Below are 15961 nucleotides of genomic sequence, written 5' to 3'. Positions count from 1 at the left end.
TGATGAAACGATTCTCACCGGTTGAAAGTGGCGCGATGACGGCCATGCGCATGCGCCGCAGCGCCGGCTTCACCCTGATCGAGCTGATGATCGTGGTGGCGATCATCGCGATCCTGGCGGCGATCGCCTTGCCCACGTACACCAATTACATCACCAAGACCAAACGAGTGGCGGCGGAGGGGTGCCTGTCAGAGCACGCCAATTACATGGAGCGCTACTACACCACCAACCTCAGCTACAAGGGGGCGGCGTTGCCGGGGCTGGATTGCGCCAGCCCCCAGCGCACCGGCGCCGACTACAACTACGACCTGCCGTCCTCATCGTTGAGCGTGTCGAAGTACAAGCTGACGGCCGCGCCAACCGGTGCGCAGCTGACCCGCGACGTCAAGTGCGGCACGCTCTCGCTCGACCAGGCCGGCACGCGCGGGGCCACCGGCTCCGCTGGTGTGGCTGGCTGCTGGTGAGGTCGCCGTGTTTGCGCCGAGCCGGCACTACGGCCTTCAGGCACGCGCCGGCTCAGCACCGATTTTCTCATGATCGTTGCAGCCGCTCACGCAAACCGCCCTGCCGCCGGATCGGCCGCGCCAGCGCGGCGCGCAGCGAGTCGTCAGTGGTCCAGATCTCGGCGTGGGACCGGGCGCGCGAGATGGCGGTGTAGACCAGTTCGCGGGTGAGTACGCGGTTGTCCGGGTCGGGCGGCAGCAGCACGGCCACGTCGTGGTACTCCGAGCCCTGGCTGCGGTGGATGGTGATCGCCCAGGCGCTTTCGTGGGCGGGCAGGGCGCGTGGCGAGTAGCTGCGCAGGCCGGCGCTGCCGTCGCGGTCGCTGAGCTCGAACCACACGCGCAGTCCTTCCGCACCTTCCAGTGCAATGCCGACGTCGCCGTTGAACAGGCCGCGGGCGTAGTCGTTGCGGGTGATGATGACGGGGCGGCCGTGGTACCAGGCGCGGCCGCCGTCGATGCCGAAACGGGCGGTGAGCCGGCGCGCGATCAGGTCGTTGAGGCCTTGCGCACCGAACGGGCCGTCGCGCAGCGCGCACAGGATCTGCAACTGGCGCAGTCGCTGCAGCGCCGCGGCCGCGTCGGCGGCTGGCGTCAGCAGCGATTCCAGCAGATCGGCGTGGCGTTCGATCCAGCCGTCGACGCAGGCGCGCAGGGCGTGCGGGTTGGGGCAGTGGCGCAGGTGCAGGTCGCCGTCCGTCCGCTCGCGCAGCAACGTGTCCAGCCAGACTGGATCGGGCGTGTTGCGCAGCGCCTCGATGCCGCGCTGCAGCCCGCTGCCTGCGCGCCAGGTATGGGTGAGGGTGAGCACCTGTCCGGCCAGCGCGGCGTTGTCCGTGGTGGCGGATGGAGCGTGCTGCAATGGGGCGCGCTGCAGCAGCGGCGCGAGCAGGCCGGCCAGTGACGGCGGTAATTGGTTCTGCGGTGCGCTGGCGACGATGTCGGCCAGCACCGAGCCGGCATCGACCGAGGCGAGCTGGCCCGGATCGCCGAGCAGGATCAGCACCGCGTCGGGGCGCAGCGCTTCCAGCAGCTGGCGCATCATGGCCAGATCCACCATCGAGGCCTCGTCGACCACCACGATGTCCTCGGCCAGCGGGTTGCGCGGGCCGCGGCTGAAGCTGTTGTCCATCGGCTTGTAGCCGAGCAGGCGATGCAGCGTGCGCGCGTCGGCGTGCGGGATTTGTTGCAGCAGGTTCGGCAGGTTGGGTCGAAGCGGATTCGTGGAACGGACATGGCCCGCCGGTTGTCGATCTTCGCCCAACGCCATCTGCAGCTCGGCCTTGCCCTTGGCGATGGCCTGCACCAGGCGCTGCGCGGCTTTGCCGGTGGGTGCGGCCAGCGCGATGGACGGCTGTGCCGGCAGGCCGCAGGCTTGTGCGTGGTGCAGCAGCATCAGCAGCATGCGCACGACGGTGGTGGTCTTGCCGGTACCGGGGCCACCGGTGAGCACGAAGAAGCGCGCACCGGGCGCGGCGGCCACCGCGGCGCGTTGCCAGCCGGTGGGGCCGTGCGGCATGCCGGCGAACAGCGCGTCCAGGTCTTCGGCCAGGGTGGCAGCGGGAATCGGCAGCGTGCGTCGTGCGCAGCGCTGCAGGATCGCTGCGGCCAGCGTCGATTCGTGCTGCCAGTTGCGCCACAGGTAGAAGCGGTTCTGCGCGTCGAGCACGAACGGGGTGAAGTGCGAGCCGTCACCGACCCATGCGTGCTGGCACAAGGCCTGCAGCGCATCGGTGTCGAAGCTGGCGTCGGCCTGCGGGTCGTCCAGCCACGCACAGGAATGGCCGTGGCCTTCGGCGCTGCTGGCCGCGCGCGTGGCGGCGGCGAGCAGGGCGGAGCCAGTGCGCCGGAGCACCCATTGCGCCAGGGTCTGGTCGATCGCGCGCTCGCCGGTCTCGGCGAGATGATCATGCGGACGGTTCATGCGGCAGCCTCCTGCGTGCCGGCGAAGGCGTCGTCCAGCGCCTCGATCAGCGCCACCGGCCAATGGTGGCGCCATACGCCATGCCCCGGTGCCAGGCCGAGCGCGCGCACGAACAGGTACCAGCTTTCGCCGAGATGGCGTTCAGCCGTATAGCCGTCCATGCGCTGGCGCAGGTAGCGGTGCAGGGCCACCGTGTAGAGCAGTGCCTGCAGCGGGTAATGATGCTCGGCCATCGCGGCGTCGAGCGAGCTTCCCTGGTAGTCGCGCAGCCGTGCGCCAAGCCAGTTGGTCTTGTAGTCGAGCACGTGGAAGCGGCCATCCCATTCGATGATCAGGTCGGCGAAGCCGGTGAGCATGCCGTTGAGCGTGCCAGTGTCGAGGCTGGCCGGCACGACGTCGGCCTGCCCGTGCGCGGCGCACAGCTGGCGTAGACGCGCCAGCGGAACCTGATGCACGGGGAACTGGAATTCGAACTCGACGATGCGCTGCGTGGGGGCGATGTCGCACAGGCGCAGGCCGCTGCCGAGGTCGGCCTGGCGCGCGCGGTCGATCATCCGGCCGACCCGTTCCAGTGCTTCATCCGGCGCCACGTTGTGGGCCTTGACCGCCTGCGCGGCCAGCTGCCGGTGCAGCAGCTGGCGCTGTCCGGGCCAGACCGGACCGGGCTGGGCCAGTTCGAACACGTGATGCACGGCATCGCCGAAACGCGGGCCGCGCAGCGGGTACAGGCTCAGCAGGCGGCTGTCCTCGCCAGGTTCATCGACGTTGGCCGCGGCTTCCTCCTGGCCGGTTTCGTCGCTGGCGTCGCGGTCGTCGATCACCACGGCGGCGGCCGCGTAGCGGGTCAGGCCGCTGAAGCTGTGCAGCCACTGGTAGGGCCGCAGGCGCGGCAGCGGTGCTTGCGTGGCCCGCGGCGAGGCTGTTTCGGCCGGCGCTTGATAGCCGATGAAGACGTCGGCGAACGGCGCGGACAATTGCATGCCACCGAGCGTTGCGGCCATCGCCTCCAGCGAGGCTTCGCCCTCGGTCAGCTCCAGGCGTTGCTGGGTCTGCCGGGTCAGCAGGTCGATCGCTGCCCACTCCCAGGCGTGCGCGTCGCCGGCCGGCAGCGGGCCGCGATCGACCCAGTACACGTGCACCGCGTGCACGGCGCGGGTCAGGGCGACGTAGAGCAGGCGCAGGCGTTCCTCCAGTTCCTCGCGGAAGTGTCGGCCGCGATGTTCGATGAAGTCGACCGAGCCCAGGTCCACGCAACGGTGGCCGCTGGCGTCGTGGTAGCGCAACAGTTTCGGCGAGCGTACGCCGGTGCGGTCACCGATGCGCCAGGCCAGCGGCAGGAAAACGATCGGAAACTCCAGCCCCTTGCTGGCGTGGATGGTGAGCAACTGCACCCGGCGTGCATCGCTTTCGATGCGCAGCTGGCGTTCGTCGGCGGCCTCGGCATCGCCGTCGGCGCCTTCCTGGCGCATCTCCAGCAGCCATGCGTAGAGGCCATCCAGGCCCTGTCGCGCGCTTTCCTCCGCGGCCAGCAATTCGCCCAGGTGGCGCAGGTCGGTGAGCACGCGCTCGCCCTCGGGCAGCGCCAGCAAGGCGGTGGCGCGAATGGCCAGCAACGCCTCGATCAGCGCCAGCACGCCGCGGCTGCGCACCAGCGCGCGCCACGCCTCGAAACGCTCCAGCTCGCGCTCGAACGCGGCGGGCTGGTCCTGCCAGGCGCGAAACTGTTCCAGCGTGGCGCCGAGCAGGCGGGTGGCCAGCGCGCCGCGCACGGCCTGGTCGTCGTCGGGGTGCAGTACGGCGTACAGGATCAGCTCCAGCTCGCGCGCGACCTCGCCGGCGAAGATGTTGCCGCGGCCGCCGCCCACGCAGGGCACGCCGCGCGCGACCAGTCGCGTGCGCAGCGCCACGATCTGGTTGTTGGTGGACAGCAGCACCGCGATGTCCCCCGGCGTCACCCGCTGGCCGCCGATCCGCTGTCGCGGGTCGTTGAGCAGTTCGGCGACGCGGTTGGCGCAGTCGTCCAGCGCCAGCGCTTCGAGTTCGCCGAGCGCCTTCAGCGGATTGCCTTTCCGGTCGACGGCGTCGCCGCGAAACGGATGGATCACCAGAGGTTGCGCCACGGTTTCATCGCCGACGGCATACGGCTTCTCGTCCGCCTTGCCGGCCGGCGCGACCTGCTGGTAGCGGATCTGCGGCTGGCCGAAGCCGCCTTCGGTGTGGCCGTACCAGGCGTTCAGGGCCTCGACCAGGGCGCGGCTGGAACGGTGGTTGGTCCCCAGCGAAAAGCGCTGGCCCGCCTGTTCGCTGGCGCGCAGGTAGGCGGCGATGTCGCCGCCGCGGAAACTGTAGATGGCCTGCTTGGGATCGCCGATCATCACCAGCGTGCCGCGCCCGCGGTAGATCCGCTCGAAGATCGCGAACTGGCGCTGGTCGGTATCCTGGAATTCGTCGATCAGTGCCACCGGGTAGGCTTCGTACAGGCGGTCGGCCAGTACCGCGTCGGACGGCTCGCCGCAGAGCCGCTGGTATACCGCGTCGATCAGCATCGAGAACGTCATGACGTGGCGCTGGCGCGCGCGCCGCGGCATTTCCTCGCGGCAGGTTTGCGCCGCTTCGGCCAGCACCGCGCCGCGAGTGAAGGTGGTGCGCAACTGCAGCAGCGGACGCAGCGCCTGCAGGGCCTCGATCAAGGGGTGGGCGTTGAGCGTGCCGGCGCTGGAGGGTGCTTCCTGTGCGAGCACCTGGTCGGGGGCGAACGTGTCGTCGAGCGCGGCAGCCAGCTGTTCTTCATCGTCGTCCTGCAGCGCGCGGGCGATCTTGTCGAGCCGGTTCGACAGCGCGCTCTTGCGCGGCGCGTACAGGGTCTTGTCGCCGGCCAGCCGCTGCAGCTCGGCGATGCTCCCGGGCGTGTGCAGAGCGGCCAGTCGGCGTTCGAGTTCGGCCAGGCCGCCGGCCTCGATCCGCGCGTCGGCGCTGTTCGCCAGCCCGCCGAGATCGCGCAGCAAGCCTTCCGGGCCGTCCTTCAGCAGCAGCTCGGCCTCGCGTGGGTCGACGTTGCCGACGAGGTAGCGGCGGCGCCAGAAGTCCTCCACGCATTCGCGCATCAGCTGCTGTTCGTCGAACAGCTTGTCGTTGGCGAAGGCGGCGCCGCTTTCCAGCGGGTAGTCGCGCTGGATGCGCTGGCACAGCGCATGGATGGTCGACACCGGCGCGCGGTCGAGGTCGGTGCGGGCGAGCTGGATCCGGCGCAGCGCGCGCCGGGTGCCGTCTTCGTCGGGGCACAGTGCGGCCAGCCAGCTTTCCAGTGGATTGTCGCTGGCCTCGTCGAGGGAGGCGGATTCGAGCAGCCGCTCGGCCTCGACCAGGCGCCGGCGCAGGCGCTCGCGCAATTCCTGCGCGGCGGCATCGGTGAAGGTGGTGACCAGGATCTGCTCCACGCGCAGCTCGCGTTCGAGCAGCAGGCGCAGGTAGATCACGCCGATGTTCCAGGTCTTGCCGGTGCCGGCGCTGGCCTCGATCAGCACGCGCCCGTGCAGCGGCATGGCACGCCAGTCGAGCGGGGGCAGGGCGGCGGTCACGGTTGGATGTCCTGCGCAATTTTCATCAATGCCGCATGTCCGGGGTCCAGCACGTCGCAGACCAGTTCGGTGGCGGCGACGAAGGCGCGATGGGCGGGGCTGGCTTCGTCGAAAAGATCCAGGCCGCGACTCAGCAAGGCCGCGTAGCCGGGCGCGTAATCGCGTTCACCGCCGTTGAAATCGTCGCCTCCCCAGGCGGCGGCGGCCTTGGCGAGGCGGTCCTGCGGCGCGCTGGCGGCGTAGGCTTGCGCGGTGCGCGGGAAGAACAGCAGCGGTTGTCGTTCGGCGGACAAATAGGCCTCGACCAGGCGGCGTAGGCCGCGGCGCAGTTGCGCGGCGTCCTGCGCCAGCACGGGCGCGAGCAGCCCCGCGCTGCGCGACTTCCTGTTGTTGGACGTGGGCTCCAGGTACTCGCCGTGCACGGCGTCGGCGCGGGTCAGCCGCAGCGCGGCCCAGTCGATGTAGAAGGCGAGGATGTCCTTCAGTCCCGCGGCACGCGAGGGTTGCGCGTCGAACAGCAGGGCGCCGTCGACGCCGTGGAATACCCGATCGACCGCACCGGTCAGGCGCAAGCCATCGCCGAGATCCAGGTCGATCGCCTGTGCCTGCGATTGCGCGTTGCCGTCGGCGAACAGCGGCCGCGCATGCTCGAGCAGTGGATGCAACGCGTCGCGCAACTGCGCGTAGGCTTGCGCGCCGATCGCGCCGCCGGCCAGCATGCCGGAATGTGCCAGCCATGCCGGCGGTTCGGTGGGCAGCGCGTCGCGGCCGGCGGCGAGCGCTTCGAACAGCAGCCGGTGATCGACCCGTTCGAGCTTCTCCAGCTTCGTTTCCAGCGGCTCGCGATCCGGCCAGCCACCGTCGTCCAGTGCCTGCAGGCTGATGCCCTGGCCGCGCAGCAAGGCGTCGCGTGCGGGATCGCGCCAGTAGCGCTTGAGTGCGCTGAGGGCGATTTCACCGCGGGCCGCCGTTTCTGGTGCAGTCTCCGGCGAGCCGAGAAAGGGCGGCATGTCGGTGCTGGCCGCGGCGGCGAGGAACGCCGGGTCGTACGAGAACAGCCGCGGGTCATCCAGGGGTTGGCCGTGCGCGTCGCGTTCGTAGTAGCGCGCATCGAACGGCTGCAGCGGATGGCGGATGCGCCATGGCCGCTCGGCCTTGTCGTCGTCGGCGATGGCGTGCTGTTCGTCGAGGAACTGCAGCAGCTCGGCCAGCGGCGCGGCGGGATTGCGCGGCTTGCCGTCGCGCACGCCTTCGCCGACGAAGCTGACGTGCAGCGCGTCGCGCGCCGACATCAGCGCTTCCAGGAACAGGTAGCGGTCCTCGCTGCGGGTGTCGCGGTCGCCGCGGCGCGGCTGGCTGAGGATCTTGTTGAGGCCGGCGTCGTTGCCGGGGCGCGGGAACTCGCCCTCGTTCATGCCGAGCAGGCAGACCACGCGGAACGGGATAGATCGCTGCGGCACCAGTCCGCAGAAGGTCACCCCGCCGAGCAGGAAGGCCTGGCGCTCCGGCACCGCGTCGAGCGCGCCGCGCAGCGCTTCGCGCACCACGCTCCATGGCAGCGCCGCGTGGACGTCGGCCTCCGCGGCCTGGCTGGCGAGGCCGGCGGCGAGCCGGCGCAGCGCGTCGAGCGCGTTCTGCTCGGCGTCGTCGCGCGGGTCGGCGAGAAACAGCGCGTCGATCCGTTCCAGCAGCCACTCGCTCCATGCGGCCAGCGGGCGCGCGCCGGCGAAGGCGTGGCGCGCCTGGCGCAGTTCCCCGAGCAGGCGGTCGAGCTGGCCCAGCGCCTCCACCGCGCTGCCGGCGACGCCCGGCAGCGGCAGGATGCCGTCGAGCAATTCGCCATCCGCATCCGGGCCCGCGATCAGCCCGGCGTACATGCGGTCGAAGCCGAACTGCCACGAATTCGTGTCGACCGCCGCCGCGCCGGCCTCGGCCTTCATCGCGGCATCCAGGCCCCACGCCACGCGGGCGCGGCGCAGCCAGCGCTCCAGCGCGTCGCGCCCGCCGGCGTCGATCGCGAAGCGCCGCGCCACCGCCGGCACGTCGAGGAAGTCCAGCACCTCGCTGACGGTGAAACGGCTTTCGGCCAGGTCCAGCAGCTGCGCGAACGCGCTCATCAGCGGGTGCGCGCGGGCCAGCCCGACGTCGGCCAGGTGCCAGGGGATGTGCAGCGGATCGCTGCGGTACTGCGCCGGCTCGCCGAACACCGCCGCCAGGTAAGGCGCATACGCGGCGATATCCGGTGCCATCACCACGATGTCGCGATGCTGCAGCGTGGGATCGTCGGCCAGGCAGCGCAGCAAGGCATTCTTCAGCACCTCCAGTTCGCGCAGGCGCGTATGGCAGGCGTGCACGCGCAGGCTGGTATCGTGGCGCAGCGCGGGCAGGATCTCGCCCAGGCTGGCACCGCCGGCCAGTTGTTCGCGGATCGGCGCGCCGACCAGCTCCGGCTGCAGGCAGCGGATGCTGGACTGCAGCCGGGCGAGCAGCGCGGTGGCATCGTCGAGCGGCTCGGCCTCGTCGAGCGGGTCGCGCTCGTCGATGGCGTCGCACTCGTCCAGGGTGAGGCAGAAATCCTGAGCGATGCGGCCAAGCGCCACCAGCAGCGGGTGGCCGACCTCGTAGTACAGCGCCTCCGGATCGTCCGCGTGGGCGAGCAGGAAGCGCTGCTTGCGCAGATACACCCAGTGCTCGCGACAGGGGTCGGGAAAATACAGATGCACCGGCGTATGCAGCGCGGTGGCCTGCAGCGCTGCCAGCACGTCGGGCGGCAGGTGGCTGACGCCGAACACGTGCAGCGGCGGATCGTCGGCCAGGTCGTTGCCGGTACGCAGCGCATCGAGCAGGGCGGCGCTGCGCTGCGCGCGGTGCGGGTGCCGGATGGAGGTTCGCAGCCGATGCCACAGCGCCGCCTGCCAGTCGTCGTCGTGGCGGGCGGGATGCTGTTCCCAGTCGAGGATCCAGTCCGGCCGGTAGATCAGGTACTGGGTGTACAGGCCGGCGAGGTGCTCGGCCAGCTGGAAACCGCGGCGCGCGGCGTCGTCACCGGCCAGATAGGCGCGGACTTCCGCCGCGTTCGACGCGGACAGCACCTGCAGCAGGCGCCAGCGCAGTACCTCGTGCCGATACGCGCCGCCGATCAGCGCCTCGTCGCCCAGCATGCGGCGCGCGCAGCGCTCGAACCACTGCCATGGCAGGATCATCTCGACGTTGGCGGCTATGCCGTGCCCGCCTTGCGGGCCACGGCGCTGCGCCAGGCGGCCGAGCAGCCAGCGCTGCAACCCGGGGTGCGCCACCACCACGGTCTGCGCGGCCAGCGGATTGGCCGGCCGTTGCGCTTCCAACTGCAGCGCCAGCGCGTCGGCCAGCCGTTCGGTGCGGCTGCCGCGATGGACGATCAGTCCGCCTGGGTTTTCCTTCATCCCTTCCTGCCCGATGACGCAATGCATACAGCATACCGAGCCGCGACTCATCGTTTGCGATTGTGGTTTCAGTTGCCTGCAGGCTGCCGTGTCGATTTGCCGGCCCGCCGTTCGTCGTCCGGATAGAGCCAGGGTTGGCGTGCCTGGCTCCCGCCCCATTCGAAGGAGACACGACGATGCGATGCATGGTGATAGTGAAGGCGACCGCGGACTCGGAAGCCGGCGTGATGCCCAGCGAGCAGCTGCTGACCGCGATGGGCAAGTTCAACGAGGAATTGGTGAAGGCCGGCATCATGCTGGCGGGCGAGGGCCTGCAGCCCAGTTCGAAGGGCGTGCGGGTGAAGTTCTCGGGCCGCGCGCGCACGGTGACCGACGGGCCGTTCGCGGAAACCAAGGAGCTGATTGCCGGCTTCTGGCTGTGGCAGGTGAAGTCGATGCAGGAGGCGATCGAGTGGCTCAAGCGCGCGCCGTTCGACGACGATGCCGAGGTCGAGATCCGCCAGGTGTTCGAGGCCGAGGATTTCGGCGCCGAGTTCACCCCCGAACTGCGCGAGCAGGAGGAGCGGCTGCGCGCGCAGATCGCCGCGAAATCATGAGCCGGGCCATGGGCCAGTCCTGGCAAGGGCATGCCGGGGAGCAACCGCCATGCGTTTCATGATGTGGCTGATCCCCGGTGCCGGCGAAGGCGGGGCCCCGGGGAATGCGCCCGATGCCGACGGCGTGGCCGCGATGGCGCAGTACAACCAGGCGCTGTGGCGGGCCGGCGTGCTGCTTGCGCTGGACGGATTGTGCCCGTCGTCGATGGGCGCGCGCATCTTCTTCGCCGACGGCCGGCCCGCGCTCGTCGACGGCCCGCGCAGCGGAACGGTGGGTGTGCCCGCCGGCTACTGGATGATCGATGTCGCGTCGCTGGACGAGGCCATCGCCTGGGCTTCACGGTGCCCGGCGGCGGCTGGCGAGACCATCGAACTGCAGCGGGTGCAGGAGTTTGCCGATCTTGCCGACGACGTGCAGCAGGCGTTGACCCGGGGCATCGACAGGCAGGCGGATGACGCGGACCGGGATGCTCTCTGCCGCCGCCCCGTCGCCATGCCTTGACGGAAGGCGTCGGGAACAGGAGTGGGGAGCCGGGACGGCGTGGCCTGCGGTCTTGCGCCGGCGCAATGGGGATGGTGTGATCGGTCGCCATGAGCATGACCGATACCCATCGCACCATCGACGCCGTCTGGCGGATCGAGTCGGCCCGGCTGATCGCCGGCCTCGCGCGCATGCTGCGCGATGTCGGCCTGGCCGAGGAGCTGGCGCAGGATGCGCTGGTGGTGGCGCTGGAGCAGTGGCCGCAAACCGGCGTGCCAGACAATCCCGGCGCGTGGCTGATGACCACCGCGAAGCATCGTGCGATCGACCGGCTGCGCCGCAGCAAGCTGCTCGAACGCAAGCACGAGCAACTGATGCACGAGCTGGAACACGAGCAGGAATATGCAAGGTCCGCGGACGAGGCGGCGCTGGACGACCCGTTCGGCGACGACCTGCTGCGGCTGATCTTCACCGCCTGCCATCCGCTGCTGTCCATGGAGGCGCGCGTGGCGCTGACCCTGCGCCTGCTCGGCGGCCTGACCACGGAGGAAATCGCGCGCGCCTTCCTGGTGCCCGAGCCGACCATCGCGCAGCGCATCGTTCGCGCCAAGCGCAGCCTTGCCAAGGCCGAGGTGGCCTACGAGGTGCCCCGCGGCGACGAGATTGCCGCACGCCTTTCGTCGGTGCTCGGGGTGATCTACCTGATCTTCAACGAGGGCTACTCCGCCACCGCCGGCGACGACTGGATGCGCCCGGCCTTGTGCGAGGACGCCCTGCGCCTGGGCCGGGTGCTGGCCGGCCTGATGCCGCGCGAGCCCGAGGTGCATGGCCTGGTGGCGCTGATGGAGCTCCAGGCCTCGCGCTCGCGCGCACGCGTGGACGCGCGCGGCGAGCCGATCCTGCTGCTGGAGCAGGATCGGGCGTTGTGGGACCGGCTGCTGATCCGCCGCGGCCTGGCTGCACTGAAACGGGCCCGGGAGCTGGGCGGCGCGCTGGGTCCGTATGCGCTGCAGGCGGCGATTGCCGCCTGCCACGCGCGTGCGCTGACCAGCGAGGGGACCGATTGGCCGGGCATCGCGGCACTGTATGCGACCCTGGCCCGGGTGGCGCCGTCGCCGATCGTCGAACTCAACCGCGCGGTGGCCGTCGGCATGGCGGGCGGCGCGGCGGCGGGCCTCGAGCTGGCCGATGCCCTGGTCGACGAGCCGAGCTTGCAGAAATACCACCTGCTGCCCGCGGTGCGGGGCGATTTGCTGGCCCGGCTGGGCCGTGTCGACGAGGCGCGCCGGGAGTTCGAGCGGGCGGCCGAGCTTGCCATGAACCGGCGCGAGCGCGAGCTGATGCGCAAGCGCGCCCGGGCATGCGGGGAGAGCGCGTCGCCCGAGTGAAGCGTGCCGGTCCGGGGCATGTGCGTGGTGCCGCAACGCCTGATGGATTAATGCGGGCTCCCGTGATGAAGTATGGCGACGGTCGACGACCGTTTGTTCGTTCACGGGGGAACTCGCAGGCGGATGGATAGCCAGGAACAGGCACGCGGCGAACTTCGCGAGCGCTTCTACCGAAGCGTGGCGGAAACCCTCGCGCTTTTGCATGCGACGCCGGATCGCGACCGCCGCCTGGTCATGGTCACGATCGCGGGCATTCTGGCCTCGACCATGGATCTTCCGCTGGTCTGGGTCGGGCGGCGCGAACCGGGGTGCAGCGCCGTCGAGGTATTGGCGGCGTCTGGGCCCGCCGCCGCCTATGCGGCGGCGTTGCACCTCAGCACGGATGAATCCGCCCCCGGCGGGCGCGGGCCGGTGGCGATGGTGTTGCGCCAGGAACAGGCGCGGGCGACCCCGGTCGACGCGCCGGAGTTCGCGCCCTGGCGGGACGCCGCACGGCGGCACGGTTTCGGCTCCTGCATCGTGGCCGCATCGAGGACGCGTGACGATGGCCAGCTGGCGCTGGCCGCCTACTCCCGCGACGACGGCCCCAGCCTGAGCGGGGAGCTGCTCGATTGGGCGCAGCGGTTGGTCGACGAGCTGAGCCGGTTCTGGGATCACCAACTGCTGCTGGAGCGCAGCATGCGGATGAGCCGCTACCGCGATGCGCAGCGCACGATTCAGCGGGCCCTGCTCGAACAGCCCGACCCGGAATCGGTCTATCGCACGCTGGCCCGGGCGCTGGCCGACATCGCCGGCGCCGCCGGAGTCGACGTGTTCGCCACCGATGGCGCCGACCACATGCTGCGGCGGGTGGCCCTGGTCGGTCCGATCGCGGACATCCTGCGCGCCCTGCCCCTGCCGCCGCGGTACGACGACAGTCCGGCCGTGCTCACGCCGACGCAGGCCTTCATGCAGGGCACGCCGGTCATCCGGCGGCATCCGCGCAATGCACCGCAGGCCGACCGGGCGTTCCGCAAGGAGCTGCTCGAACATGCCGGTGCGGTGGGGTGCTGGCCGCTGTTTGCGTCCACTGCCGACACGATCGGCACGGCGCGGGTGCCGACCGGCGTATTCGTCGTGGTAACCGTCGAGTCGGATGCCTTCGACGACGAGATGTGCCGCCTGCTGGACGAGATCGCCGACGCGACCGGGCTGGCGCTGCGCCAGCACGCGCAGCGGCACGCCCTGCTGCAGGAGCAGGAACGGCAGACCTACCTGGCCCTGCACGACGATCTCACCGGCCTGCCCAACCGCCGCGCGCTGGATCGGCACCTCGAGACCGCGCTGGCCCGCGCCAGGCGGCGCGGACGACTGGTGGCAGTGGGGCTGCTCGACCTGGACGACCTGAAGCCGATCAACGACCGCCACGGCCATGCCGTGGGCGATCGCCTGCTGGTGGAGATGGCGGGCCGGTTCCAGCAGATGCTCGACGCCGGCGACTACGTGGCCCGACTGGGTGGCGACGAGTTCGTGCTGGTGTTCGAGGATCTCGAATCCGAGGCGGACGTCGACGGGCTGCTGGAGCGCATCGGCGGAGTCCTGCGGCTCCCGCTGATGATCGACGGCACGGCGATGTCCGTGGGCGCCAGCCTGGGCATCGCGATGTATTCCGGCGAAGTCCAGGCCACCGGCGAGCAACTGCTGCGCCGTGCCGACCAGGCGATGTACCAGGTGAAATCGCGCAAGCGGTACCGCTCGCACTGGTGGTCGCTGGTTTCGCCCAACGGCGTGACGGACCAAGCCGACGAGCTGGACGCCGCTGCCTCGCCTTATGGTGGGCAAGCTGCCTTGCTGCTGGGTGCCTGCAGCAAGGCGTGGGAGCCGCGGTTGCCCGGCATCGTGGAAAGCTTTCACGCCGGGCTGCGTTCGCACGACGGCATTGCCAGGCTGCTGGACCTGCTTCCGGCCGCGGATATGAAGGCGTTCGAGGAGCATCAGCTGCAGCATCTGCAGGCCCTGCTGCGGGTGGATCTCGACATGGCCGGCCACCATGCCCGGGCGACCCGGACCGGCCTGTTCCATGCGGCCTGCGGACTCGAGGAAGTCTGGCTGTTGGAGGCGATCGAGCAGTTGCGCGACATTCTGGCGACCACGCTGGCCGGCGTCGGCCAGACCGACCATCGTGCGCTGGCGATCCTGCTGCAGCGGCTCGGCATGGAGCGGCAATGGCAACTGGAAAGCATGCGCGAACTGCAGCGCCGCCGGGTGGCCTTGCTGTCCAGGGTCAACGCACTGGCGTGGTCGGCCGAAGGCTACCTGGAACTGATCCAGGGCGTGGCCGACATCCTGGTGTCGCACAAGGAAATCATCGCCTGTTCGGCGGGGCGTCCGGACGCGTCGGGCCAGCTGACCTACGAGGCGGTGGCGGGAACGGCCTTTGCCGAATACCTGCATGCGCTGGTCAGCGGCAAGGCGCTGCCGATCCGGGTCGATGCCGGCCAGCCGGAGGGGCAGGGCCCCAGCGGGCGCGCCTGGCGCACGGCGCGGATCCAGCGTTGCGCCCACTACGGCAGCGACCCGTCGATGACGGGCTGGCGCGACATCGCGCTGAGCCTCGGGGTGGTTTCCAACGTCGCCATTCCGCTGTGTCCGTCGCCGCTGAAACCGGCGGTCGTGCTGACCGTGTACAGCCCGTATGCCGGCGGCTTCCAAAGCGAAGACCAGCGGGCTTTCCTCGAACAGATCAAGACCGTGCTGGATCTTGCCCTAGCACGCCTGGCGCCGCCGCGCCAGGGCACCGAACTGCTGCCGTTCTTCGTGCGCGAGCGCTGGCGCGCGACGGTCGCGACCGATGCGCTGCAGATGCACTACCAGCCGCTGGTCAGGCTTGCCGATGGCCGGGTTACCGAGGTCGAGGCGCTGGCGCGGTTGCGCGACGATGACGGCGACCTGCTGGCGCCGGCCAGGTTTCTTCCCGCGCTGGGCGCGGACGATTTGCTCGTGCTGTTCCGCCGGGGGCTGACCCAGGCCACCGCCTGTCGCGAATGGCTGTTGCAGGCGGGCCATGCGCTGGACATCTCGGTGAATGCGCCCGCGGCCGCGCTGGAGGACCCGCGCTATGCCGAAGTGGCGGCGGCGGTCATCGCCAGCAGCGGCTGTGCGGCGCGGGCGCTGTTGTTCGAGATACTCGAATCGCCGATCGGCACCGAGCATGCCGCCGTGCCGCAGGGCTCGGGCATGCAGTCGCTCAAGGTCCTGGGCGTACGCCTGGTCGAAGACGACCTCGGCGCGGGCTACAGTTCGCTCATCCGCCTGCGCCAGTGGCCGTTCGACCGCATCAAGATCGATCAGGCCATCGTCAGCCAGGTTCGGCAGGATCCGTTGGGCACGTTGCGCTTCATCCGCCAGCTGATCCGGATCGGGCACGACCTGCGGCTCGAAGTGGTCGTCGAAGGGCTGGAGTCGGTCGACCTGATCGAAGCCGCAACGATCCTTGGCGCGGATTTCGGCCAGGGCTATGCACTGGCGCGGCCGATGCCCGCCGACGCATTGCCTGCCTGGCTGGCGCAATACCGGTGCGGGCAGGACTCCGCATGGCCGCGAACCGGGCTGGGCGCGCTCGCCGGCGAGCTGTGCTGGGAGGAACAGTTCATCGCCTTGCCGGCCGAGCCGGCGTTCTGGATCCGGCACGCACAGGTGAGTTGCGGCCCGGGCGAGTACCTGCACAACCTGGAACCTGGTGCAGTGCTGAATGCCAGTCACGAGGCCATGCACAGAGCAGCCCTGGCCGGCCCGTCCGACCCTGGCTACCGGCGCGAGCGCGAAGCCTTCCTCGCGCTGCTGGTCGAACACGTGCTCGGCAACTTTCATCCCTGAGGAAGCGTGCGCCCCGCAGAAACGAACAAGGGCCCGGCAGTGCCGGGCCCTTGTTCGCTGGATTCGATGGTGGGCGGTACAAGGATCGTTGTGTGACACCTGCCGTGTGAAGTGCCCGTTGCTACACGCACGCTGCGCACTTGATGGTGCCCAGACGACGAAACCGGCCGCGGGGGCCGGTTTCTGGATTCGATGGTGGGCGGTACAAGGATCG

Annotated in this window: 8 protein-coding genes; 5 read left to right on the top strand and 3 right to left on the bottom strand. The window is 70.2% G+C overall.

Annotation, left to right across the window (positions count from 1 at the left end; genetic code table 11):
- Window positions 1-2 precede the first annotated feature (2 nt).
- Window positions 3-464, top strand: a complete 462-nt coding sequence (locus KK131_RS02865) for a type IV pilin protein (RefSeq protein ID WP_284731440.1) — start codon at window positions 3-5, stop codon at window positions 462-464.
- 67 nt (window positions 465-531) lie between these two features.
- Here the strand turns inward: KK131_RS02865 and recD are convergent, their stop codons facing one another.
- From recD to recC, 3 genes are read right to left on the bottom strand one after another with little or no spacing between them, the layout of a single operon-like run.
- Window positions 532-2427 (bottom strand): exodeoxyribonuclease V subunit alpha, encoded by a 1896-nt coding sequence (recD, locus tag KK131_RS02860; protein ID WP_214555152.1) that lies wholly within the window; start codon window positions 2425-2427, stop codon window positions 532-534.
- Window positions 2424-6005 carry a UvrD-helicase domain-containing protein gene (locus KK131_RS02855; RefSeq protein WP_345777222.1) on the bottom strand — a complete coding sequence of 1194 codons (3582 nt, stop codon included), beginning with the start codon at window positions 6003-6005 and terminating at the stop codon, window positions 2424-2426. The genes recD and KK131_RS02855 overlap by 4 nt, the downstream gene beginning before the upstream one ends.
- Window positions 6002-9427, bottom strand: a complete 3426-nt coding sequence (recC, locus tag KK131_RS02850; RefSeq protein WP_214555151.1) for an exodeoxyribonuclease V subunit gamma — start codon at window positions 9425-9427, stop codon at window positions 6002-6004. The genes KK131_RS02855 and recC overlap by 4 nt, the downstream gene beginning before the upstream one ends.
- A gap of 176 nt (window positions 9428-9603) precedes the next feature.
- On the opposite strand from recC, the gene KK131_RS02845 reads away from it, so the two are divergent.
- From KK131_RS02845 to KK131_RS02830, 4 genes are all read left to right on the top strand, one after another.
- A complete protein-coding gene (locus KK131_RS02845; RefSeq protein WP_214555148.1) occupies window positions 9604-10023 on the top strand; it encodes a YciI family protein in 420 nt (139 codons plus the stop codon).
- A 49-nt stretch (window positions 10024-10072) separates the two neighbouring features.
- Complete coding sequence (locus KK131_RS02840; RefSeq protein ID WP_214555146.1) at window positions 10073-10525, top strand: YciI family protein; 453 nt, start codon at window positions 10073-10075, stop codon at window positions 10523-10525.
- Between the two features lie 89 nt (window positions 10526-10614).
- Complete coding sequence (locus KK131_RS02835; RefSeq protein ID WP_214555144.1) at window positions 10615-11892, top strand: RNA polymerase sigma factor; 1278 nt, start codon at window positions 10615-10617, stop codon at window positions 11890-11892.
- Between the two features lie 123 nt (window positions 11893-12015).
- Window positions 12016-15747 carry an EAL domain-containing protein gene (locus tag KK131_RS02830; RefSeq protein WP_214555142.1) on the top strand — a complete coding sequence of 1244 codons (3732 nt, stop codon included), beginning with the start codon at window positions 12016-12018 and terminating at the stop codon, window positions 15745-15747.
- Window positions 15748-15961: the final 214 nt, after the last annotated feature.

The organism is Rhodanobacter sp. LX-99, from assembly GCF_018599185.1.
GTDB lineage: Bacteria > Pseudomonadota > Gammaproteobacteria > Xanthomonadales > Rhodanobacteraceae > Rhodanobacter.
Note: the sequence above shows the minus strand (reverse complement) of the source record. Positions and strands in the feature narration are given on the sequence as shown.